The organism is Rhodanobacter sp. L36 (assembly GCF_009765755.1).
GTDB lineage: Bacteria > Pseudomonadota > Gammaproteobacteria > Xanthomonadales > Rhodanobacteraceae > Rhodanobacter.
In genome coordinates this window covers 661,690-685,401 of record NZ_LMUV01000011.1, presented here as the reverse complement: position 1 = coordinate 685,401, position 23,712 = coordinate 661,690, and the positions used below count along the sequence as shown (strand labels likewise).

The 23,712-nt window shown below is 59.5% G+C and carries 10 protein-coding genes; 4 read left to right on the top strand and 6 right to left on the bottom strand.

Going from position 1 to position 23,712, the window contains the following annotated elements; genetic code table 11:
• Nucleotides 1-14: 14 nt before the first annotated feature.
• Entirely contained in the window at nucleotides 15-13,118 is a 13,104-nt protein-coding gene (locus GSQ73_RS12775; RefSeq protein ID WP_158884555.1) for an ESPR-type extended signal peptide-containing protein, read from the bottom strand.
• Between the two features lie 339 nt (nucleotides 13,119-13,457).
• Here GSQ73_RS12775 and GSQ73_RS12770 point away from each other — a divergent pair, with 339 nt between their 5' ends.
• The 3 genes from GSQ73_RS12770 (at nucleotide 13,458) to GSQ73_RS12760 (ending at nucleotide 18,014) form a co-directional block, all read left to right on the top strand.
• Nucleotides 13,458-14,051 carry an ECF-type sigma factor gene (locus GSQ73_RS12770; protein WP_158884553.1) on the top strand — a complete coding sequence of 198 codons (594 nt, stop codon included), beginning with the start codon at nucleotides 13,458-13,460 and terminating at the stop codon, nucleotides 14,049-14,051.
• A 344-nt stretch (nucleotides 14,052-14,395) separates the two neighbouring features.
• Complete coding sequence (locus GSQ73_RS12765) at nucleotides 14,396-17,236, top strand: protein kinase (RefSeq protein ID WP_158884551.1); 2,841 nt, start codon at nucleotides 14,396-14,398, stop codon at nucleotides 17,234-17,236.
• A 124-nt stretch (nucleotides 17,237-17,360) separates the two neighbouring features.
• Nucleotides 17,361-18,014 (top strand): response regulator transcription factor, encoded by a 654-nt coding sequence (locus GSQ73_RS12760; protein ID WP_158884549.1) that lies wholly within the window; start codon nucleotides 17,361-17,363, stop codon nucleotides 18,012-18,014.
• Between the two features lie 656 nt (nucleotides 18,015-18,670).
• On the opposite strand, the gene GSQ73_RS12755 is transcribed toward GSQ73_RS12760, so the two are convergent.
• Both GSQ73_RS12755 and GSQ73_RS12750 read right to left on the bottom strand, forming a co-directional pair.
• Nucleotides 18,671-19,036: a hypothetical protein gene (locus tag GSQ73_RS12755; protein ID WP_158884547.1), complete on the bottom strand. Its 366-nt coding sequence runs from the start codon at nucleotides 19,034-19,036 to the stop codon at nucleotides 18,671-18,673.
• Nucleotides 19,037-19,098: 62 nt separating this feature from the next.
• Entirely contained in the window at nucleotides 19,099-19,752 is a 654-nt protein-coding gene (locus GSQ73_RS12750) for a hypothetical protein (RefSeq protein ID WP_158884545.1), read from the bottom strand.
• Between the two features lie 49 nt (nucleotides 19,753-19,801).
• Between GSQ73_RS12750 and GSQ73_RS12745 the strand changes: the two genes are divergently transcribed.
• Nucleotides 19,802-20,074: a hypothetical protein gene (locus GSQ73_RS12745; protein ID WP_158884543.1), complete on the top strand. Its 273-nt coding sequence runs from the start codon at nucleotides 19,802-19,804 to the stop codon at nucleotides 20,072-20,074.
• Nucleotides 20,075-20,213: 139 nt separating this feature from the next.
• Here the strand turns inward: GSQ73_RS12745 and GSQ73_RS12740 are convergent, their stop codons facing one another.
• The 3 genes from GSQ73_RS12740 to GSQ73_RS12730 all read right to left on the bottom strand — a co-directional run bounded on the left by GSQ73_RS12740 (nucleotide 20,214) and on the right by GSQ73_RS12730 (nucleotide 22,158).
• Entirely contained in the window at nucleotides 20,214-20,549 is a 336-nt protein-coding gene (locus GSQ73_RS12740; protein ID WP_158884541.1) for a hypothetical protein, read from the bottom strand.
• Nucleotides 20,550-20,874: 325 nt separating this feature from the next.
• On the bottom strand, nucleotides 20,875-21,468 hold the full coding sequence (locus GSQ73_RS12735) for a hypothetical protein (RefSeq protein WP_158884539.1): 594 nt from the start codon (nucleotides 21,466-21,468) through the stop codon (nucleotides 20,875-20,877).
• A 354-nt stretch (nucleotides 21,469-21,822) separates the two neighbouring features.
• Nucleotides 21,823-22,158, bottom strand: a complete 336-nt coding sequence (locus tag GSQ73_RS12730; protein ID WP_158884537.1) for a hypothetical protein — start codon at nucleotides 22,156-22,158, stop codon at nucleotides 21,823-21,825.
• Between the last annotated feature and the right edge of the window lie 1,554 nt (nucleotides 22,159-23,712).

Sequence of the window (23,712 nt, the reverse complement as noted above, 5' to 3'; positions counted from 1 at the left end):
CGCAGTCATCGCAATCACCAGACCACTGCAGCTCCCACGCCCACGCCAGCATCGCCGCGCGTGTTGGCCGAAGCATTCACCTTGAAAATGTAATGACCGCTCTCGGTAATGGTAGAGACACCGACCGCAATACCTGTCTCGCCGTGGAAGTTGCCCAGCGCAACAGCCGCCGAGCTCTGGTTAGGCTGGTAGGCCTGAGGCAGGCTGGCCATGGCCATGGCCGAAGCGACGCCACCGTTCGCACGGTTGCCGATCGTGTTGAGTTCGCTGTTGATCGTGCTGAGTTTCTGGTCCGTGTAGTTCTTGGCCCAGTTCTCGGCGGTCGTGATCCCTTGGTTCAACTGGCCGACGTTCACTCCGTCGGTGTTTGCCGTACCCGCACCAAGATTGTGGATCACCGTCGGATCGCCACCCGGATCCAGCGTAACGTTGTGATAGTCCACGCTGCCGTCGACGTTAGTGTTGTACTGCACATTACCTGCCTGCGCCGCCGACACCGACTGCTTCAACTGGCTCACGTTCACCGCGTCGGTGTTCGCAGTTCCGGCAGCTACATCGGTGATCTGGCGCTCGTTGCCCGCCGAACCCACCGAAACGCTGTTGTCCCGATCTGTGACTGAACCCGAGCCGATCGCTACGCTGTTGTCGTTGATCGCCTGAGCACCATCACCGATCGCCGTGCTGCTCTGGCCCGAGGCTGTGCTGGCATTACCCATGGCCGTGCTGTTCTGACCGGATGCCATGCTGCCGTTTCCGGCAGCAATGCTGCTGTTGCCAGAGGCCACGGAGGTCGGGCCGATGGCCACGGCATTCGTACCCGTCGCCTGGCTATCGGCGGCTGTCGAGTTAGCGTGGAAGTACTTGCTGTTGACGTTTCCGTTGTTGATGTTGCTGACCACGGTGCCTAGGTTATCCACCGCCTGGTTGGTGGCATACAGCTGGGAGCCGTTGACCGCATCGGTACTGGTGGCCGTTACCTGCCCGGCTGCCACATTGGTGAGCTGGCGTTCGTTGCCCACGCTGCCCACGCTGACCACGTTCGCGGGGTTGATGCCCGCAAAGTTGTAGGTCACGCCGTTGATCGTCACGCTGGCGGTATCCACGGCAGCCGCCGTGACGGAGCCCGCACCGAGCGCGACGTCACCGTCGTTGTTGGCCGTGGCATTGACGCCGATCGCAACACTGTCCACGCCCAGAGCCGCGCTGTCCGCACCTGTCGAATTGGCGTGGAAGTACTTGATGCCACCACCATTGTTGATGTTGCTGATGTCGGTGGTGTTCTGAGTCACCTGCTGGTTGGTGGCAAACAACTCACTGCCGTTCACCGCATCGGTGCTGGTCGCGTTGAGGCGACCAGCGGCCACGTTGGTAATCGTTCGCTCATTGCCCACCGTGCCCACGCTGACCGTGCTGGTCGGAGCGCCACCGGCGAAGGTGAACGCCACGCCGCCGATGGTGGCGCCGGTGGTACCGACGGCCGCGGCGGTGGTGCTGTTGGAACCCAGCGCCACATCGTTGGCGTTGTTGGCGATCGCGTTCGGACCGACTGCGGTGCTGTCGGTGCCGAGCGCCTGGCTGTCCGCCAGCGTCGAGTTGGCGTGGAAGTACTTGATGCCGCCACCGTTGTTGATGGTGTTGACGGTGGTACCGATGTCGCCCACTTCCGTGTTGGTTGCAAACAGCTCGCTGCCGTTCACCGCATCCGTGCTGGTGCTGCTCAGCTGACCGGCGGCGACATTGGTGATGGTCCGCTCGCTGCCCACGCCGCCCACGCTCACCGTGCTGGTCGGGGTGCTGCCGGCGAAGGTGTACGCGTTGCCGTTGATGGTGGCGCCGGTCGTGGCAACAGCCGCCGCCGTCACCGAGTTGGAACCCAGCGCCACGTCGTTGGCATTGTTGGCGATCGCGTTCGGACCAACCGCAGTGCTGTCCGTACCCACTGCCTGACTGTCCGCCAGCGTCGAGTTGGCGTGGAAGTACTTGATGCCACCACCGTTATTGATGGTGTTGATGGTGGTACCGATGTTGTCCACTTCCGTGTTTGTCGCAAACAGCTGACTGCCGTTCACCGCATCGGTGCTGGTCGCAGTTACACGACCGGCCGCCACGTTGGTGATCTGGCGTTCCGCACCGACCGCACCGACGGATACCACACTGGTCACACCAGCAGTCGCACCGGCAAAGTTGTACGTTGTGCCGTTGATCGTCGCGTTTGGCGTGAGGTTCACCGTACCCGTCACTGCATTGGAGCCGAGCGCCACGCTGTCGTCGTTGTTGGCCGTGGCGTTGTAACCCAATGCCACGCTGCGCGCGCCGCTTGCGCTGTTGAAGGCGCCCACGGCTACTGACGTATCGCCTGTTGCCGAAGCCTTGTAACCCACCGCTGTGCGATAGGAATCAGTGCTGTCGTCGTTCGGATCGGCCGGATTTGCACCACCGGTGTTGGCGTACGTGCCCATCGCCGTGTCACCCACGCCGTCGGCCTGCGAACCGAAGCCCACCGCTGTGCCGAAGCGGCCTGCGCTATTGACCTTCGCCGGATTGGTGTAGTCCCCACCACCAATTGCCGTGCCGAAGTTGCCGAGCGTCGTCGAGCCTTGGCCGATCGCCGTGCTTTGCAAGCCTTCAGCGCTGGCGCCGTAGCCGATCGCCACGGCATTGGCCGCCCCCACCGCCGTACTTGCATTCACACCGGCGGCCAGGCTGTTCGAACCCAGCGCACCATCGTTGGCAAAGTTGCCGCTATGTACGCCGCCGTCGTTGACACTGTAGTAATGCGTCGCGGTATTCGTGACAGTGGTGGACAGATCGTCAATCGCCGAATTGGTGGCAAACAGCTGCGAGCCGTTGACCGCATCGGTGCTGCTGCCGGTAACCCGACCCGCCGCAACGTTGGTGATCGTGCGCTCGGTGCCTACCCCCCCCACGCTTACCGTGCTGGTCGGCGCCGTGCCGGCATAGCTATAGGCTACGCCGTTGATTGTGCCGCTCGTTGTCGCAACTGCCGCCGCCGTCACCGAACCAGCCCCCAGGGCCACGTCGCCGGCGAAATTCGCCAGCGCAGAAGTGCCGACGGCGACGGTGTCATCGGCGCCCGCGGTCGCTCCACTCCCCGCAGCAAAGCTGTTGACACCATTGGCAGAGGTCGAATAACCGAGAGCGACAGCTTGCGCACCGCTCGCAGTGTTGCCGTAACCAAGTGCGCTAGCAAACTGCCCGCTGGCCGTATTTGCCGTGCCAAACACAGAACTTTGGTTGCCCGAGGCGGTGCTGCCGCTGCCCACAGCGGTCGCTTGCAAACCGCTTGCTGTGTTGGCTACGCCCAGTGCTACAGCGCTGTCGCCGGACGCGGCATTTTGATTGCCGAATGCCGCGCTGTAATCACCTGAGGCTGTATTCGCATATCCGGTCGAGGTCGCATAGATGCCGCCGGCCGTGGCATTTACGCCTGCTGCCAGACTATTCGCACCTGTCGCGCCATCGTTGTCGTAATTGCTGCTCGCCCCCGTAATGGCGGAGTTGACACTGTAGTAGTGGGTCTTGTTCGCCGTGACTGTGGTGGACAGATCATCGATCGCCGAATTGGTGGCAAACAGCTGCGAGCCGTTGACCGCATCGGTGCTGTCGCCCGCAACCCGTCCCGACGCCACGTTGATGATCTGGCGCTCCTCGCCTGCCGCGCCCACGCTCACTACGCCGTTGGCTGCCGAACCCGCACCGGCATAGGTATATGGCTTGCCGTTGATCGTGTCGCCGCTTTCGGTGGTGGCCGCGCGGTCGGTGGAGGCATTGCCCAGCACCACGCTGTTGTCCTGCGTCGTGGTCACGCCGCTGCCCATCACCAACGTGCTGTTGTTGGCGACGGTGTTGTTGTTGCCGACCGCGTACGAACCCGTACCCGACACGGTGCTTGGATCGCCAAAGGCACCCGAGTTTGCCCCGCTCACCACGTTGCCGTTGCCGAGCGAAATCGCATTGCTGCCAGTGGCCTGCGCACCCTTGCCGATGGCTACTGCGTTGTCTGCAGAAGCTAGCGCGCTGTTGCCGACGGCTACCGTGTTGTTCACCGAAAGCACACCGCCGGTGAGAACATCATTGGCTCCAATCGTGGTGAGCGTTCCGGCAGCGTTACCGATCGCGACGTTGTTGTCGCCCGTTACCTGCAAGCCCGCGCCCACGCCGGTAGCAGTGTTGTTGCTACCGGTGACACCCGCACCTGCGTAGTAACCCGCCGCCGTGTTCCGGTCGCCCTGCACGCTGTTTCCGGCAATACGACCGGTCGCAGTGTTTTGGCTACCTGCCACCGTGTTACCGGCCCAGTTGCCTACGCCGATGTTGCCGGTACCGGTCACGTCGCTACCTGCCGAGGCGCCGTACGATTCGTTGTTGTCTCCGGTCACACTCTGGCCAGCCACCGTGCCGGTCGAAACGTTGCCTGAGCCCGTCACGTTTCGTCCCGCACCATCACCGAAGGCGTGGTTGTTGGAACCCGCTACATTCTGGCCCGCGCTATCGCCCAACGCATCGTTGTCAACACCGTCAACGTTCTGGCCTGCACCATTACCGATCGCCACATTGTTGGCATTGGTGGCGATGCCACCCGTGCCCGCTCCAGTGCCAATCGCTATGGCATTGACGCCTGCTGCCGAAGCCCCAACTCCAGCGGCCAGCGCATTCGCGCCGGTGGCACCATCGTTGTTGTAGTTGCCGCCCTGCATTCCGCCGTCGTTGACGCTGTAGTAATGCGTCTGGCCCGCTGTCACCGTCTGTGCGAGCGACTGCAACTGGCTCACGTTCACGGCGTCCGTCGCATTGCTGCCGGGCGCTACGTTGGTAATCTCGCGCTCGGCTCCGCTCGCACCGACACTCACCGCACCGCTTGCTGTGCCGGATAGCGGACCGGTGCCCGGATTGTAGTACGCCGTGTTTGCCGCAGCTACCGTCGTGTTCGCACCCAGCGCCACCGAGTTGTCCACCGCGTCCGTTACGTTGCTGCCCAGCACGAACGCGTTGTTCCCCGACACCGTGTTGTTGTTGCCGATCGAATACGAACCCGTGCCCGAGACCGTGCTTGGGTCACCCAACGCCCCCGAATTGGCGCCACTCACTACATTGCCCGTTCCGATCGATATGCTGTTAGCCCCGTTTGCGGCGTTGCCATCGCCCAGTGCGATGGACCCGGTGCCGTTCGCTTGGTTTGCAAAACCAACCGCAGTGGCAGAATCGCTGGTCGCAGTGTTGAAGGCGCCGACCGACGTGCTGCCGTAACCGTCCGCTGTCTCGGTAAATCCGATCGCGACACTGCTGATGCCGCTCGAACTACTAAAATTGCCGAAAGCCTGACTGTAATCTCCGGAGGCAGTTGCGTTGGTGCCGACAGCCAGGCTGGATTGGGCACTTGCAATCGCATAGGCTCCCAAGGCATTGGCTTGGTGACCCGTTTCCTGCGCGTGAAAACCAATCGCACTTCCCTCCGAACCAACCGCATTTGCCGTATCGCCCACGGCAACGCCCGAGTTGGTGCTCGCCGTGGCGTTTGTACCGATGGCAATACTGTTGTCGTCTTCACCAGAGCCATTCGGATTCCGGTTCAGGCCAGCGAAGGCGTTCGTACCGATCGCGACGTTCCCGCTACCGCTAGTCGTGCCCGGAGTGCCGGCTGCAACACCTGCCACGCTATTCTGACCCATGGCGATGTTATTGGTGCCGCCTGCGGTGCCGCCATAGGTGGCAGCCGTATTGCCAACGGCGATATCGAAAGCGCCAGTCGCCGAAGCATTGACGCCGGCTGCCAATGAATTGCTTCCGGTGGCGCCGTCGTTATTGTAGTTGCCACCCTGCGCGCCGCCGTCGTTGACGCTGTAGTAGTGCGTCTGCCTAGCGGTGACGTTGCTGGCCAGCGACTGCAACTGGCTCACATTGACTGCGTCGGTCGCGGCGGAACCGGCTGCGACATTCTGGATCTGCCGCTCATTGCCCGCTGACCCCACCGAGACGACGCTGGCCGGCGACGTGCCCGCCAACGTGCCGGTGCCTGGATTGTAAGCTGGACCTGTGGGCGCCGTCGTCACCGAGCCCGAGCCCAGCGCGACGTCGCCAGCGGCCGTCGCCTGGGCGCTAAATCCGAGTGCAGTGGCGTAGTCGGTCGCTGCGCTTGACGATGCGCCCAAGGCCGTGGAAGCGAAGCCAGTGCTAGAGGCTCCCGTCCCGCTGGCGATGGCGTAATCGCCGCTGGTTACTGTGCCATAGCCAATTGCCACAGAATGGAACCCGTCAGCCTCGGTAGCACTTCCCAGAGCTTCGCTCCCGGATCCCAGCGCTTGCGCGCCTGTGCCCAGAGCAGTGCTGACCGGGCCGCTGGCGACAGATCCAGTCCCCACGGCCGTGGCCTGTAGATCGGTAGCCGCTGCGCCGCGTCCGATCGCAACCGAGTCGCCACCGGCGCTTGAACCAAGGCCGACCGCAATAGCGTTGAGACCGTTGGCATTCGCACTATTTCCTACCGCCACCGAACTCTGACCACTCGCCGTCGCATTCACGCCCGCCGCCAGGCTGTTCGTGCCAGTCGCGCCGTCGTTGTTGTAGTTGCCGCCCTGCGTGCCGCCGTCGTTGACGCTGTAGTAGTGCGTCTGTCCGGCGGTGACGTCGCTGGCCAGCGACTGCAGCTGGCTCACATTGACTGCGTCTGTGGCCACGCTGCCTGCCGCTACGTTGGTGATCTGGCGCTCGTTGCCCACGCCACCTACGCTCACCACGCTGGTTGGCGAAACGCCCGCCAGCGTGCTTGTGCCGGGGTTGTAAGCCGGGCCGCTAGGTGCTGCCGTGATCGAGCCTGCACCCAGCGCCACATCGTTGGCATTCGTCGCGATAGCGCCAGAACCCAGCGCTATTGAATTGTCGCCATCGGCGAATGCGTAATAGCCCAGCGTCACCGATTGGTTGCCGATGGCATTCGAGGAGGTGCCCAGCGCGGTGGAGTTTTGTCCGAACGCGAAACTCTGTCCGAGGGAGATGCTGTTGTCTCCCCCCGCGAATGCCGATCCGCCCACCGCGGTCGCGCCGACGCCGTTCGCCTTCGCCTTGTCGCCGATCGCCACCGAGCCGTCGCCAGTCGCCACCGCATCGGTGCCTGCCGCCAGACTGTTGGTGCCGCTCGCGCCGTCATTGTTGAAGTTGCCGCTCTGCGTGCCGCCGTCGTTGACGCTGTAGTAGTGCGTCTGGCCGGCGGTGACATCGGTGGCCAGCGACTGCAGCTGGCTCACATTGACCGCGTCGGTCGCGGCGGAACCGGCCGCGACATTCTGGATCTGTCGCTCATTGCCCGCCGAACCCACCGAGACGACGCTAGTCGGCGAGATACCGGCCAGCGTGCCGGTGCCCGGGTTGTAGGCCGGCCCGCTCGGCGCTGCCGTGACCGAGCCCGAACCCAGTGCCACATCGCCCGCGCTGGCCGAGGCGGTTGCCCCGGCGCCGATCGCCACGGCATTGTCCAAGCCACCCACCGCTGCACTACCAAGCGCGACCGTGTTGTTCACAGTGAGCGTGGAAGCCGTCGTTGGGTTACCACTGGCGTCGAACTTCCAGGCGGTGCCCGCCCCACTGCCCAGCGCGACATTATTGCTGCCTGTCACACCAGCGCCAGCGCCAGCACCCTCTGCCGTATTGGCGCTGCCGGAAACCTCGATACCAGCTTGACGTCCGCTAGCGACGTTGTTGTCGCCGGCAACAAGGAAGCCCGCGCTGACGCCCGTTGCGACGTTGTAGTCGCCGGTGACGCTTTCGCCCGCATCGGAGCCAGTAGCGGTGTTTTGATTGCCGGAAACGCTAGAACCGGCGGAAGCGCCATAGGCCGAGTTGCCCGTTCCGGTGACGGCATTGCCGGCGATCGCTCCCATCGCGGTATTTGCATCGCCTGCGACCTCAACGCCAGCGGCCAGACCATCGGCAGCATTTTGGCTTCCCGTGACAAATTGGCCAGCCTGCAAACCGGTAGCCGTGTTGCTGCTGCCAGTGACATGGAACCCAGCGGCCACTCCAAAAGCGCTATTGGAATTGCCGGTGACATTGGCGCCAGCATTCAAGCCGATGCCGACGTTCTGATAGCCAGTGACGTTCTGTCCGGCCTGCCGACCGATCGCCACGTCGTCCTGATTGCCCGTTATCGGATCGGGGATGGCGCCAAGACCGGCACCATCGCCAATAGCAATGCTTCCATTCCCGGTAGCGAGCGCATTGACGCCAATGGCGGTGCTGCCATTGCCCACGGCCGAGGCGCTTACGCCCGAGGCCAGACTGTTGGTGCCGGTGGCGCCGTCGTTGTTGTAGTTGCCGCCCTGCGTGCCGCCGTCGTTGACGCTGTAGTAGTGCGTCTGTCCGGCAGTGACATCACTGGCCAGCGACTGCAACTGGCTCACATTGACTGCGTCAGTCGGCGCACCACCGGCCGCAACGTTGGTGATCTGGCGCTCGGCGCCCGAGCTGCCGACGCTGACGACGCTTGCCGGGCTGGTGCCCGACAGCGTCGAGGTGCCCGGATTATAGGCGGCGGTGGGCGCGGCGACGCTGCTGTTGCTGCCCAAAGCCACCGAACCATCGAGGCCGGAGGCGATAGCGATGTTGCTGCCAATTGCGAAGGCGTTGTCGGCGGCGACCGTGTTGTTGTTGCCAAGCGAATAGGAGCCGGTGCCGGAGACCGTGCTGGGATCGCCGATCGCGCCCGAGCCGACGCCCGACACATTGTTGCCGGTGCCAATCGCGATGGTCTGATTGGCCTGCGCCTGGTTGTTCTGGCCGATCGCCACCGCCGAGGTGATGGCGGACGCCGTGGCATCCGTGCCGATCTGATTGCCCTGGCCGATCGCGGTGCCAGCGGTGATCGCGCCCAGCACCGTGTTGCTATCGCCAAGGACAGTGTTGCCGGTCGCGGTCGCGCCGCTGTTATTTGTGAATGTGTTGTTGGACCCCGCTACCAGAAGCCCCTGAGTGAACGACCCGGCGCCGCTGGTCGAAACGTTGGTTCCGTCTCCCAGGGCGAAGACATCGAAGTTGATCGCGCCCTGATCGGCCGAGACAGTGGAAGCCAAGGCCGCGATATTCAGGTTGGCTCCGCCATTGGCGGCCAACAGATAGCCAAAGCCCCCCGCAAGGAATCCGGAGTTTATACCGCCGCCGGTCGCGGAAACGGTGGCACCGAAAACGGCCCCTCCGCCATTGCTGCTGCCCGGGCCGTCGGTCGTCACGTAGGAGTTCGGGCCTACCACCAGGCCCTGGTTACCGTCGGCGCCGCTAGTGCTGCCGTGGGCCGCGGATACGATGCCACCCAGCGCTATCACAGACTGATTCTGGCTGCCCGGATCGGCGGCCGTGATCGTGCCGTTGATCGCCGCATTGCCCTCGGAATTGATGGTGCCGCCGGTCACCGCGGCGTTATCGCCGATCGCAACCGAATTCTGGTCATTCACCGTCGCGCCCAAGCCGATGGCGATCGATCCGGTCGGCACCGTCTGGTTCTGCCACGACAAGGTGGCGCCTCCGGTCGCCGAGGCGCCGGAACCGATTGCGACGTTGTAACCCGAAACCGCGCCGGCCGTGGAATTAACCGGCAACGTTGTCGTGCCCGTCGCCGCGCCATTGCCCAACGCAATGTCGCTGACGCCTGTTGCCGTGGCCGCGACGCCCGAGGCGATCGAGTTCAGACCCGTCGCGCCGTCGTTGTTGTAGTTGCCACCCGGCGTGCCGCCGTCGTTGACGCTGTAGTAATGCGTCTGTCCAGCAGTGACGTCGCTGGCCAGCGATTGGAGCTGGCTCACGTTGACCGCGTCGGTCGGAGCACCGCCGGCCGCAACGTTGGTGATCTGGCGTTCGGCACCTGAGCTACCGACGCTGACGACACTTGCCGGACTGGTGCCCGAAAGCGTCGAGGTACCCGGATTATAGGCGGCAGTGGGCGCGGCGACGCTGCTGTTGTTGCCCAAAGCCACCGAACCATCGAGGCCGGAGGCGATAGTGATGTTGCTGCCAATTGCGAAGGCGTTGTTGGCAGCAATATTGTTGCTGTTGCCGACCGAGTACGACCCCGTGCCCGACACCGTGCTCGGATCGCCGAACGCACCCGAGTTGTCACCGCTTACAATGTTACTCGTGCCGATACTGATGGAGTTGACGCCGGCGGCCGCTGCACCATAGCCGATGGCGATCGTCGAGTTACCGGTAGCTTGCGAGCCAAGGCCAATCGCCGTGGCATCGTTGCCGGACGCGTTGCTGACGATGCCCACCGACAGACTTCCAGTTCCAGAGGCCTGGGCCTCGTTACCCAACGCCACGCTGATGGAGCCGGTGGCCTTGCTCGCAAAGCCGAACGCCTGTCCACCGTTGGAAGCAGCTGTCATATAGCCGATGGCGGTGCCGCTGTCGGCAGTTGCGCCGGCGCCGATGGCTATGTCTCCTTGACCCGTGGTGGATGCTCCATCGCCCACTGCTACCGAGATCACGCCCGCAGCGTTTGTTTGGAAGCCCACCGCGGTGCTCTGAATGCCGGAGGCAGACGCATCCTTGCCCGCAGCCATTGCGTTTGAACCTGTAGCACCGTCGTTGTCGTAATTGCCGCCCTGCGCGCCGCCATTGTTGACGCTGTAGTAGTGCGTCTGGCCGGCTGTGATTGTGCCCGCCAGCGATTGCAACTGGCTCACGTTCACTGCGTCGGTCGATGCGCTGCCAGCGGCCACGTTGGTGATTTGCCGCTCGTTACCCGCCGAACCGACGGAAACAACGCTGGTCGGCGCGGTGCCCGACAGCGTGCCTGTGCCCGGGTTATAGGCTGGCAGCGTCGGTGCCGCCGTGACCGAACCGGCGCCCAGCGCCACGTCGTTGGCGTTGGTCGCCACCGCCGCCTGGCCGATCGCCACGCTGTTCAGACCCGTCGGCGTGCTATCCGTGCCGGTGCTGTTGGCATGGAAATACTTGGTGCCGTGGTCGTCGATGTCGGTGACCTGGTCGCCCAGAGTGGTGACATCACCTTCCACCGTTGTCACCCGGCCATCCAGGCTGCTGATGTTTGTGGTGTTGGTATTGACCTGCGTGCCCAGATCATTGATCGCCGAATTCGTGGCAAACAGCTGCGAGCCATTGACCGCGTCGGTGCTGGTGCCACTCACCTTGCCCGCCGCCACGTTGATGATCTGGCGCTCTCTGCCTGCGGCGCCGACGCTCACCACGCCGTTGGCTGCCGAACCTGCACCGGCATAGGTGTATGCCTTGCTGTTGATCGTGCCACCGGCTTCAGTGGTCGCCGCGCGGTCGGCGGAAGCATTGCCCAACACCACGCTGTTGTCCTGCGTCGTGGTCACACCGCTACCGACCACGAAGGTGTTGTTGTTGGCGACGGTATTGTTGTTGCCGACCGCGTACGAACCGGTACCTGATATTGCATTCGGGTCACCGAACGCACCCGAGTTGGCACCGCTCACTTTATTGCCCGTGCCGATACTGATGGAATTGCCACCGGTTGCCTGCGCACCCACGCCCAGCGCGATGTCGTTGACTTTGCTGCCGCCGCTCGCGCCAGCCACACTGTTCTGACCCAGCGCAATATCGCCGGTGGCGTTGGCCTCTGAACTCGAGCCGATGCTGACTGTGTTGTCGGCAGTGATGCCGCTACCGGAAGAAGTTCCCAGTGCGACGTTGCTGGTACCTGTGACCTGTCGCCCAGCAAGTGAGCCCACGGCAACGTTTTGATCGCCAGTGACCGTATATCCAGAACCGACGCCAATAGACGTATTCTGATTGCCCTTTGCTCCAGTCAGCGCGCCATTGCCGATAGCTACGTCATACAAGCCACTCGCGTTCAGCCCGGCTTGCGACCCAAGCGCCAGATTGTATTGACCACCCGCCAGAAACCCGGCACTGAGGCCCACCGATACGTCACCAAAGCCATTGGCGTTGGCTCCGTTGCCCAGCGCAGTGCTCGACGCCCCGATTGCGATAGCACCCGCACCGGCTGCCAGCGAATTGCCGCCGCTTGCCTTGCTCAAGTCACCCACGGCGATGTCGGCAGCCTTGGTTGCGGATGCGCTGTCGCCAATGGCGACGCCGCTCGAACCGGTGACGATCGTATTGTTGCCGAGGGCAACGGTGTTGTTTACCACGACTTGCGCGGCCGGCCCGGACCAGTTGGCTCCGCCGGCGTCGGTATCGCCGGTATACGCGCTGCCGCCGGGGTTGTTGGCTTCGTAGCCGAGCGCGACGTTGTTGTTACCCTTGAGATTGTTGCCGGCGAGATCGCCGGAAACCAGATTTTGGCTGCCGGTTAGGCGCTGCCCTGCCTGCGCGCCCACGATGGTGTTCCAGCTGCCGCCGGTGCCATCGCCCGCGGCCGAAGTGACTGCACCAGTAGCATGGTTGCCGGTGAGTACCGGCGCAGAGCCGTCACCTGCGCGATAGCCCAGCGCAATGGTGCCCGTACCCGTGGCAGCGGAGGCATTACCGATCGATACCGCACTGCCGCCGTTCGCGTAGGCGCGCTGGCCGAGCGCCACGGAATTGCCGACACCGCCGGTCGCCATGGCGTACTGGCCGATGGCGATGCCGAGATTGGTGTCGATACCGTAGTTGGTGAACTCACCGATCGAGATGTTGTTGAAGCCGTTCGTGAACGACGCGTCGCCAATCATTTCGCCCGAATTGGTGCCAATGTTGATGTTGCTTACCGCACCGGTGCTGGTGGCTGACTGTTTTTCGCCAACACCCGCATTGCGCCCAAGGGAATAGCTGTCATTGGTGGCGAAGGCGCCACAGCCCATCGCGACTGCATAGCCTGCATTGGCGGCGACGCTTGCCGTGGTGCCGGTGAAGCCGCCACTGTTGCACTGCGAGGCACTGGGCGACTCCCAGAAAGATGAATTGCCGGCCCCACCGACGCCACTTGACTGGGCAAAGACGCCACCCGGGAGCGCAAGCATGATGGCCAAGGTCAGCAAGGCAAACCCATTGCCCCTGGCTGGATGGCTGGATCGGCTTGCGCCTTCCGAGGCCTGCCCGCCCTGTTGGCCACTGGCAAGCTCCGAGGCCACTACCAACTGACCCAGCGACTTGTTCCAAACCTTGCTGTAGATCTTATTCATCTGATTTGTCTCTAAAGGCTTTCCGCAAGCCCGAAATTGTTTTGGGTTGGCAACAAACGTCAGCTCGGCAGGCCTGCGGACAAGCCTTCGAACAGAATAGAAACCCGCGGCAAAGCCGCACCCTCAAGCCGGCAGCATTGATGCCGCCACCCGCCAGCGAGTGAAGATTCTTTGGCCCCGTATCCCTGTTCTCGACGTTGTTGTAGATTCCTTTCGTCTGCTCTTTTGCAGCTCTGCTGTGAGGGGCTCGCGCGAAATCGGGCCCTTGTCTGTGTTATTCGCGAAACCGGAAGAAAACACGACACAGATCACGTTTTCTTCGGATAGGAGCGGCAAACCATGAGCACTGAAGCCAGCCTCCACGTGCATGACATCGCGGATTCGGTCACGCCGCTTCTCAAAGAGGCACAGCAGGGTCGGACCGAAGCCTGGGACCGTATCTATGCGTTGCTCTACGAGGATCTCCACCGCATCGCCAGGTCTCAGATCAGGCAGTTGAAAGGGAGGCAGCTCTCTCCCACATCGCTCATCAGCGAATCCTGGCTCCGGCTGACCCAGGCCAACCTGTCGGCGGAGAATCGGTCGCACCTGACCGCGCTGTTCGCACGTGCGATGCGCTATGTGCTAATCGACCAAGCGCGGCGCGTGCTCAGCCAGAAGCGCGGCGAAGGCGCGGAGTTGCTTCCGCTGGACCGCGCGCTGGTGGTGCCGGCAGGGGCTCCTCTGGAGCAATTACTGCAGATGGATCAGGCTCTCGACGCGTTGGCCAAATTAGACGAGCGCGCGGCCAGGGTCGTGGAGATGCGCTATTTCGGAGGTATGAAAGAGGCAGAAATCGCCGCTACGCTCAATGTCACAGAGCGCACGATCAGTCGCGAATGGCGTAAGGCGCGCGCCTTCCTGCGCCGACATTTTGACGACACTCCCTCTTAAGAATTTGAACGCTTAGGTACTTGAACGAGCGTTGCAAACGGTTATTCGCCCGCTTTTCCAACATGAGCGATCCTGCATCTGTTGCTGAAGCGAACGGCGAAGAATTCGGCCTTTGCCGGGACGGCGGGCAAGTCAAATACCTTGATATAGAGCTATCGATTTTCGATCACACGTCGTGTTTTGTCAGTTAATCCGATTACTACTAATAATCGGGTAGCGGAATTGGAAGGGAGCTGTCCGGGCGAATTAAGCACTGTAGAGAGAAGCATGATGCAAGCTACCGATAGTCCAATGCGTTGGCTCACGAAAACGTTACTTCTGTGAGCTCGACTCAGGCAGCAGCCTTGGCGCTGTTTGACGAATTTGCCGAAATGAGCAAAGCCGAGAGACGGCGGGCTTTGGCGCGCATCAAAGTGCACGACACCGAGCTTCACGACGAACTGAGCGAACTACTTGCGGCCGATGTCGCCCGTTTCCCTTTGCTTGAACATCCCGCGCTCTGGGCCTTTCCCGGCGACATCCCGGACATTCCCGATGTACCGGGCCTGTCCCGGATTGGCGCGACGTTCGGCGCGTGGAGAGCTGTCGGAATTCTCGGACAGGGCGGCATGGGCGCGGTCTATGCCGTCGAGCGGTCAGATGGACGGCATCGCCAGGCTGCCGCACTCAAGCATGTCCGCTCAGAGTTGAGTTCGCCGCGTGTCGCCGCCGCGTTTACGGACGAGCGCGACCACTTGGCGAGCCTCGATCATCCAGGCATCGTGCCGTTACTCGACAGCGGCGTAGATGAGCAAGGACGCCCCTGGTTTGTCATGCGCCATATCCATGGCCAGCCTATTGACCAATGGTGCGACGATCAGTGCCTTTCACTGCGCGAACGTGTCGCCTTATTCCTTGAGGCTTGCGATGCGGTGGCTTATGCCCACGAACACGGCGTTCTACACCAAGACCTGAAGCCATCGAATCTCCTGGTCACGCCCGATGGTCGCACGCAGTTACTCGATTTCGGACTTGCAACCGCATTGCTGAATGCTCCGGTGGGCTATCAGGCACTGGGGATGACAACGCAATACACAGCACCTGAAGTGCTTCATGGAGACTACCCCTCCGAGCAAGCCGATGTGTATGCGCTGGGTACACTTCTTTATCGCCTTTTGTGCGGGCAATTTCCCACTAAGCCTGAACACTCGTTCGCCATTCCGCTCCAGCTCTCCGAGCCACTCGCGCCAGAGGCGCCGAGTGATATCGCTCGCTGCGCCAGTCGGCAGATAGCGCTTCAACGTGGTTGCCAGGGAACGCGCCAGTTGTCGAGGAAGCTGTCTAGTGACCTCGACGTCATTGCTTTGGCGAGCGTCGATCCTGATCCTGGCAAGCGATATCGCGACGTGATGCAACTTCAGCACGATTTGCGGCAGTGGCTGGCCTCTCGCCCGGTTTCCGTGCGTTCCCCTACGTTGTTCTATCGAATCCGATGTCTATTGCAACGCCGCAGACTGGCCGCAATTGCTGTCGGCAGTGCCAGCCTGCTGCTTATGGCGGCGCTGGGCTTTCTCGGCTACCAGCAGATTCGCGCCCAGCATGAAATGGCCGCCGCCAGCGAGGTCGATCGCCTGTTTGAGCGCATGCTTACACAAGCAACACTCTCCGGTCTAAGCGACAAACCCACGTCGCCCAAAACAGTGTTGGAACAGACCGAAGTGCAATTGCGTGCACATTCGGTCGACAAGCCGGCGATGCGAGCGCGCGGACTGGCAGTGCTCGCACGCAACTGGGCATTAGCTGGCTACTATGAAAAAGCCAGAGCGCTGGCACTCGAAGCAAGCCAGCTCACGCACGGGGAATCGCTCCTGGAAGCGTTCGATCTGGCCTTGCTGGCCCAGACGCAGAATCTGGAGGCGAATTTCCCCGGGGCCGAGAAGTCGGCGCGCAGCGGCCTTTCCATGCTGGGCATCGGTTGGACCGCGCAGCACCGACTCGCGCGCGTTCTGCTGGAAACGCAACTGGCTACTGCGCAATCTGGTCAAGGGCAGCCGCATAAGGCGCAGCAAACAATGAATGCGGCGCTGGAGCGGTCGGAAAAACTGGATCCCGCTATAGGCAGTGTCGCCACAGCTGAATTACTGATCCAGAGAGGGTCGTGGCTGCGTGCCCAAATTCGTCTCGACGAGTCCGAACGGGATCTCACCCGCGCCGTGTCTCTTGCCGAGCCTCTCGATCCCGTCGTGACAGATGATGCGCGCGAATCGCTGATGCGTACCGTACGCTTTTCAAACCGCCCCGATCGCGAGAAACGATTTCTGGCGATGGCCGAACAGCTCTTGCGTAGCCGTCAGCACTCTTTGGGCATGAACCATCCGCGGACGGGAGCTGCATGGGCAGAACTCGCCTACGCGCAGTTGATAAACAGAAACAATGCCTCAGCCGAAACATCCATCCAACAAGCCGAGTCGATCCTCAAGGAGTCCGTGGACAAGCACCACCCCGCTCTGGCGCGCGTCTATTGGGTCAGGGCCGACCTGGAGACGCTTCAAGGCCATTTGGATGACGGGATCGTTTGGACGAACAAAGCCCTCGAGATAGATCGCGAACGTTACGGACCCGTTCATGAGTTCACGCTCGAAGCCCGCTTTCTGTTGGGCGATCAATATTGGTGGAAATTTGATGCGGATGGCGACAAACGCGAACTGGAGAAGGCTCGCAAAATTATTGGCGACGGCATTGCTGACAGCATGGCAACGTACGGCGCGGTCCGAGCCATCGATCGAATGGCTTACGCCACTTTGTTGAATGACGCCGGCATGCCGCAACAAGCCGCGCAACAATTGGCACTGGCCCATGCAGATACTGCTCGCCGATTCGGCGTCGACAGCGAACTCATGCTACATGTCAGGCTGGCCGAAGCATCGTTTCTTATTGGCTCTCACGCAGACGAGCATCGCGTTGAAGAATCACTAAATTTGCTTATCGCGGACGCTGATAGAAAAAGCAGTACTTACGCTATGTCGATCGAATATTCAGCCTTGCTCGAACAGGCCAATTGGGAGCAGACAAAAAATCGACTTGTGGAAGCGCGAAATTCGCTAGAAAAGGCGGCCAAAGTTGCCGACAAAGCGAATGAACCGCTTTGGCAAAAAAATATTCTCAAGAAGTTGAGTGATTTGAGTGCGCATACATCGAAAGATTGATAAAAAGTATTTTCGATCGACTTCTCAACCCGCTGATAGCGACGGTATCGCAGCGCCCAACAGTGCATCCCTGGACCGCGAGGACCATGCCATGGCTTACACCAGAAAATAGAGCAAGCCAGCTATGCAAATTATTATTGCAGACGACCATCCTGTCGCTCTGATGGGGCTGAGGGCTTTGCTCACAGAACAAAACGAGGTCTTCCAAGTCGTTGGGGAGGCTTATAACGGCTGTGAGTTACTCCAGATACTGGCAAAGCGAACTTGCGACTTGCTCATCACCGATTTCTCCATGCCCACTGGCCACGATTCGATCGATGGTTTGAGTCTATTGAAGCGAGTACGACGCAGCTATCCGAATCTGCCGATCATTGTGCTGACAATGATCCACAACCCGACCTTGATTTCAGGCATGTACCGCGCGGGAGCCCAAGCCGTTGTAGAAAAAGCAGCATTCACCAGAGAAATGCTGCTTGCCATACACATCGTAGCTAATGGAGGCATTTATCAGAACAACCAAATCCGTACCGACGAACCACCAAGCAGGTCGACAGTTCCCGCAGAAACAAACCGATGCAGGATCGCAACACTTTCCCCCACCGAGGCCGAAATTGTGCGTCTGTATGTGGGTGGATTCACGGTTACGCAAATTGCCGAGAAGTTGCGACGGAGTGCCAAGACAGTAAGTCGTCAAAAGAGCGACGCAATGCGTAAGTTGAATCTCGCAACGAGTTTGGATCTCTATGACTATGCAAAAACTTATGGCTTGGTTTTTTGATCTACTGCCCATAAGCGAGTTGGCATGTGAAGCATGCCAGCGTTTTTCCCTTTGTCGTCAACGTCTAGAAGCTCTAGTCGTGAACAGCTATACGCTCTCAGAGTGCGCGCGTACCGCGTCGATACTCAATGGTGAAAACGTGACTGTTCAAGCCTGCTACCGCACGCCCTGCAGCAGCCCGCGCAACCTTGGCCCATTGCCATCCACTGGCAAGTACGCCTTATCGGCGTGTTTTGCCTCGCGTATCTGAAGCTCTGCTAACGTGCTGCCAAGCAAGGCACGCCTCGAATCAATTTGGATACGAATGGCGGGTTCATACCCAAAGCCTACACAAAGACCTTCGCCCCCTTTGGCCATCATTGGACAGCCCTGGACGACACATAGGAACAAAAAAACCCCGCTTCTACGCGGGGTTATCTGTATATCTGGACAGATTCGTACTGTTATGAAAAGTACAAAGCCATCAATTGGTGCCAAGAGGGGCAACGAAAAGTAAGTCTTTATAACGCTTTCTAGCGATGCTCGCGAAAAATACCCCCAAATTTACCCCCAAGTTGCTGATGCTTGGTGCGCGCGCAGCGGTCACCAGTGGCGTATCAACTTGTACCTCAGTTATCAACAAAGCGGCGGCGAAGCCGTCCGCCTTGAACGAGTTGTTAGCTGCCAGTGCGGATCGCGGTCAGGCCAATGGCAATATGGCCGACCGATACGGTTGCCGGCTGGCCAGCCAGCACGACCATAGCTGGCGCTATGGAACCGTAAGCCGTGTCTAGGTGGGTAACAATTTTGAGCTGCCCTTTGCCACCATCCGCGACGTTGAGAGCGAGCTTGTAACCATTGGGCCCAGATACAGCAACGGTTGCGTCGGCGCCGTCTTTGATGACGACCGAAGGTGAACCGAAGAGCTTGCCGTTGTGAGAAAGGTCTAAGGAAACTTTGTAGAGCTGCGCAGCGAAGTTCGCGGGTGAATTGCCGCAAAGTGCCAGAGCAAGACCCGCCGAAACTAATTTAACAACGCGCATAAATCTCTCCTTGCAGCTAACGCTGGAGTTAAGCGGCGACGCCGTCCGCCTTGAACGAGTGGTTAGCTGCCACCCGCGACGACGGCAAATTCGCCAGTGGCCGCGGCGGTGATGATATGTGGAACGCGACCATCAGTGGGCACCTCAATCACCCATACGCCGGAAAAGGACGGAACGCGGACAATTGTCTTGTGAAGCGCTAGGAGTTCTCTGAGTTGGATCATTGCTGAGGGAAGATCAGCGGCGAGGTTCACGAACCCCTTGTCATGACCCCATGGATTATCGGCGTGGAGAAATTTTCCAAGCCTGTCGTAGAACGACTCAAATCGTGCCTTTGTAAGGTAGCCATCCGCCTTTAACTCGAAGTGCCAATGCCCTGGCGCCTGCTGTGTGGCAGGTAGAAGTGGAGTCGGGTAGAAGTCGGGATTGATTTTAGCGAGGTGTCGGAGAATTGCGCGAGCGTTGTAGTCTTTTCGGTAGTCTGCAGGTTGCGCAGCTCGCGCACGAAATGCCTGATAGCGCTTTTCGTTTGGTGCAATGGCGGCATATGCGACCGCTTCGAGCGCCTTGCGCGCCTGCAGAGCTGCTGCTTCAAGGACCGACAGTGAACCGCTTGAGGCGTATGCGTCGAGAAATACACCACAAGCATCAATCCGAGCTACGGACTCATTGATGCTACGGAGGTAGATTTCCTGAGCTTCGGTTGCAACGGTCATTTGTAGTGGCAGCTAACGCTGGAGTTAAGCGGCGGCGGAGCCGTCCGCCTTGAACGAATTGTTAGGTTGCTCACGCGGGATCATCGTCGTCTGTTCCGTTGATGAGTTGATCGAGCTCGAACGGGTCCATGCGTTTGATTTCTTCCTCGACCTTGCGGTCGTACTGGCGATCATTTGGCTCGACGCCTCGCTGCGCTTTACGCTGATACTGACGCATGAAGTCGCCAATATTGCTGCGAAGCCATTTGTGCTTACCATTGCCGACCATATGCGACCTAATTACCAATTAGACGGACCCCTGGGTCCGGTTATTTGTTCCTGAACAGGCAAAGACGTTACGCCGCAACGCCCTGATTCCACGCGAGCTTATCCGTGCTCGGTCCGGCTAACAAGTTGGCGAATAGCCGGATGGAGAATGCCTTTGGTTGACAGTCCGCTTTGGGTCGAAAGCAGACGAAGAATTAGTCCGCCCTTACTGAGGACGGGCTGGCGTGCACGTTCGCGAAAGCAGGCACGGTTGCTCCTCTGATGGATTCATCACCGAGAAGAATGGACACCATCGCTTGGGCACTGAAACATTGATCGTCATCTGTCATGAGCGATGCCATATAGCTGAACAGACGATGCTGAATTTCGAACAGCTTTCTGAAAAAATCTTTTGCGACAACATCGGCAATTTCGGTTCCGTACGCTGATCGCGCCACGATCGTGAGCTGGTGGCCATAGCGAGCAAGAAACACTAAGCGTTCTGGCTTAGTTAAAGCCGCGAATTTGGCTGTAGCTTCATTCAAATCCATCTGACCAGCTCCACAATTGGTTTCGAGACCATGTCCGCTCTGGGTCGAAAGCAGACATGTCCTTACCCCGCTTTTAGCACGATTCGGGACATCCCCGGCTCAATGATCACAATAAGCGGTTGACCAGCGATTGACCTTCGCCACCCCGAAAATCGTCCCATACCGAATGAAATGATCCTAGGTCTGACCCGAATCTCTCTATCTTGGCGCCGGATGCAACACTGCGGTGGATGACCTGCAACAAGACGGGGATATTATTTAGCGCGGCTGGGGAAGGCCAAGTGCGCGTCCATTAACTTGACGGCGGACCCTTTGTTTTCCTCAATTAACAACCCCTACCCTTTGCTCGGGGACCTTTTTCGTAGTATATGGCTGATTTTGATCTGTCGAAGATATTTAGTATTGGATACATCAAGTGATATGCAATCTTACTCACTAATCCGATTGCAAACTTTCCATCACGAATCTTGGCTGATGAATAAAAGCCTAGACCCCACTTCGAACCATGCAAAAATGACGACAGGTAATATCTTGCAGCTGATGCATAGTCTTTGTTGAATTTTTCATACGAAAACCCGATAAGAGCCCTTGCTTTAATGTTTCCGTCTAAAGCGATTGCTTCATCGCACAAACGCTTAATTTCATCAAAGCTCTCAATATTTTCTTCTTTGAAAAGAACTCTCGCATACCCAAGTAATCCTTTGCTTCCAACCTTGTCCTTATTCTCGATTAATAATTTGTAATCATTTTTTGCAAGCTCGTAGTCAATAGCTCCATACCAACCACCCTCGTAGCCTCGTGCTCTCAGAAAAAGAGCTGCGAGTCCATCAGATGACCGGGGATTTTCTTCGATCACTTTGTCGATCTTTACTTTAGCCTTCAAAAATCCACCCTCTCGTTTCAAAACCCACAATGCCATATTGGCCGGCTGGAGCATCCGCTAAGGGGACCGTGTTTCGTATTGGGCAAGCGTCGGTCGACCAGCATGCCCAGCACGGAGAAGCGAGACCGTAAATCCCACCAGTGCAACTGGCCGTTACGAGTCCGGAAGTAGTTCGGGTCGACGGTGTTTAACCGCTGCGCAAGCCGCCAAGTCATCACTTGCGTGATGATCAGAGCGACCCCCAGTGCATCGACAACGGGCCCAAACCGCATCACGCGTCCTCAAAAGTGAATCAGTCGCGCAGTTTTTACGAAGTGTCCGCTTTGGGTCGAAAGCGGACACTCTACGCTCGATCTAAGCGGCGGCGTAGCCGCCCGCTTGGATGATTGGTTAGACGGCAGCACGCACGCTAAGGCTTAGATTTGGGAACGCACTTGAAGGTGGCGTCGGCGCTGCCACCCGTGCAAATGCAATGCCGTGATGGGACTCGGCCTTTTCAACTAGGACGTCGCGTCCACGTTGCTCGCAGAAGGTGTTGGCCTGCTGCAAGATCACCACCTTGTCGTGGTCACCAGTGTTGAACGCGCTCCCGGCTTTTTTGATGATGTAGTAAGTCTCCGGCCCGACCTTGATTGGACCACTGTTCGAGCAGCCAGCGAAAACCGCCAGTAATAGCAAGAACAAGGCGTATTTCATCGCTCCCCCTTTTGCGGTGGTTGATGGCATGGACGACTCCACTGCTCCAACGCTAGAGTTAAGCGGCGGCGAAGCCGTCCGCCTTGAACGAATAGTTAGGCGTCTATCATTGAGTCGCGACAGATAGCGACACCATGAAGGCAAAAAAAAATATGATGAGCCAAATGCGCAGGAAGCTGACGCGTTTACTTAAAGACAGGTCATTGAGGGAGGTTGATTCGGTGCTGAAAAGAAATTTAAAGAACCGCACATTTGTCCGCAAGTTGTTGTTTTGCGTTAGCGAGGGCTTCCCCAGCTCCTCGTATTTTTGAGGGTGTTTTGCCGACATTGACCGAAAGAGGTTCCTGACTAGTAGGAGCCAGACAACCGCCATGGCGAATACGCACAGGAAGAGTACGTTGCCTGGTGAGAAGGTCATAAAGTTCATATGCGCCTAACGCTGGAGTTAAGCGGCGGCGAAGCCGTCCGCCTTGAACGAGTTGTTAGGCGCCAGGTGCACGCTCGCTACAAGCCCGAAAAAACTAGAAAGCATACAAGTCCGAACAGGCCTGCCTTGAGCGTAAGCTCCAACAGCGAGCTGCGCCAGATACCAGACGAAGATTCAGGATTGGAAAAGCCACCCCTTGCATCGTCGTCGAGTGTCGTGAGGTGACCAAAGAGAGCCAAGCCTGCAAATATGACTGGTGCGACACCAACTTTGAAAGCCAACGATGGCGAGTAGAGGCGAGCTATTGCGAATGAGGCAACGGACAAGGCCAGCACCATACCCAGAACCACCAATTGAGCACGCTTTGACATAAGTGCCTAACGCTGGAGTTGAGCGGCGGCGGAGCCGTCCGCCTCGAACGAGTGGTTAGGTGCCGCCCGCTTACGGCACATAGACTAGATGAATCTGGATGAGGAAGCCCGGATTGGCCTCACTTACTCGTACGTGCAACACCAAATCGCTTTGACCCTCCTCTTGTGTCCAGAGGTCTACTAGCGCATCCCAGTGGTCGCCGTACCAGATACAGACGGAGGAACCCCAGATTGCGTCTGGCAACGCTATGAGCGTCGCGCCGTAGTCCTGAAGATATTTGCGGATGCGCGAAGCGGTTTCGGCGGATACCGGTGAGACGTTAGCCACCCCTTTCTCTAACCCGTAGTCACCAGCAACGAAAGCCTCAACGACGGCACTGAGCGTTTTTCGCCAAGCCGTTGGGATCGGTCCCTCGACCTCATTTTTGAGCGCAATAACTTCGCTGCTGTGACTCGAATCTTCATGCTGCGAGGCATTCCATTGCGGTACCTAACTACCAATTAGACGGACCCCTGAGTCCGGTTATACGTCCTTGAACTTGCGAAGCCTTCGCACCGCAAGATCATGATTCCACGCGATCTTATCGGTGCTCGGTCCGGCTAACAAGTTGGCGAATAGCCGGATGGAGAGTGCTTTTGGTTGAGAGTCCGCTTTGGGTCGAAACCGGACACTCGACGCCGAGCTAAGCGGCGGCGAAGCCGCCCGCCTTGAACGAATTGTTAGGCTGTACAGCTACTCCGAGCTGTACTCGTACCTTGAGACCAGCGTGCCACCAGACGAGTATC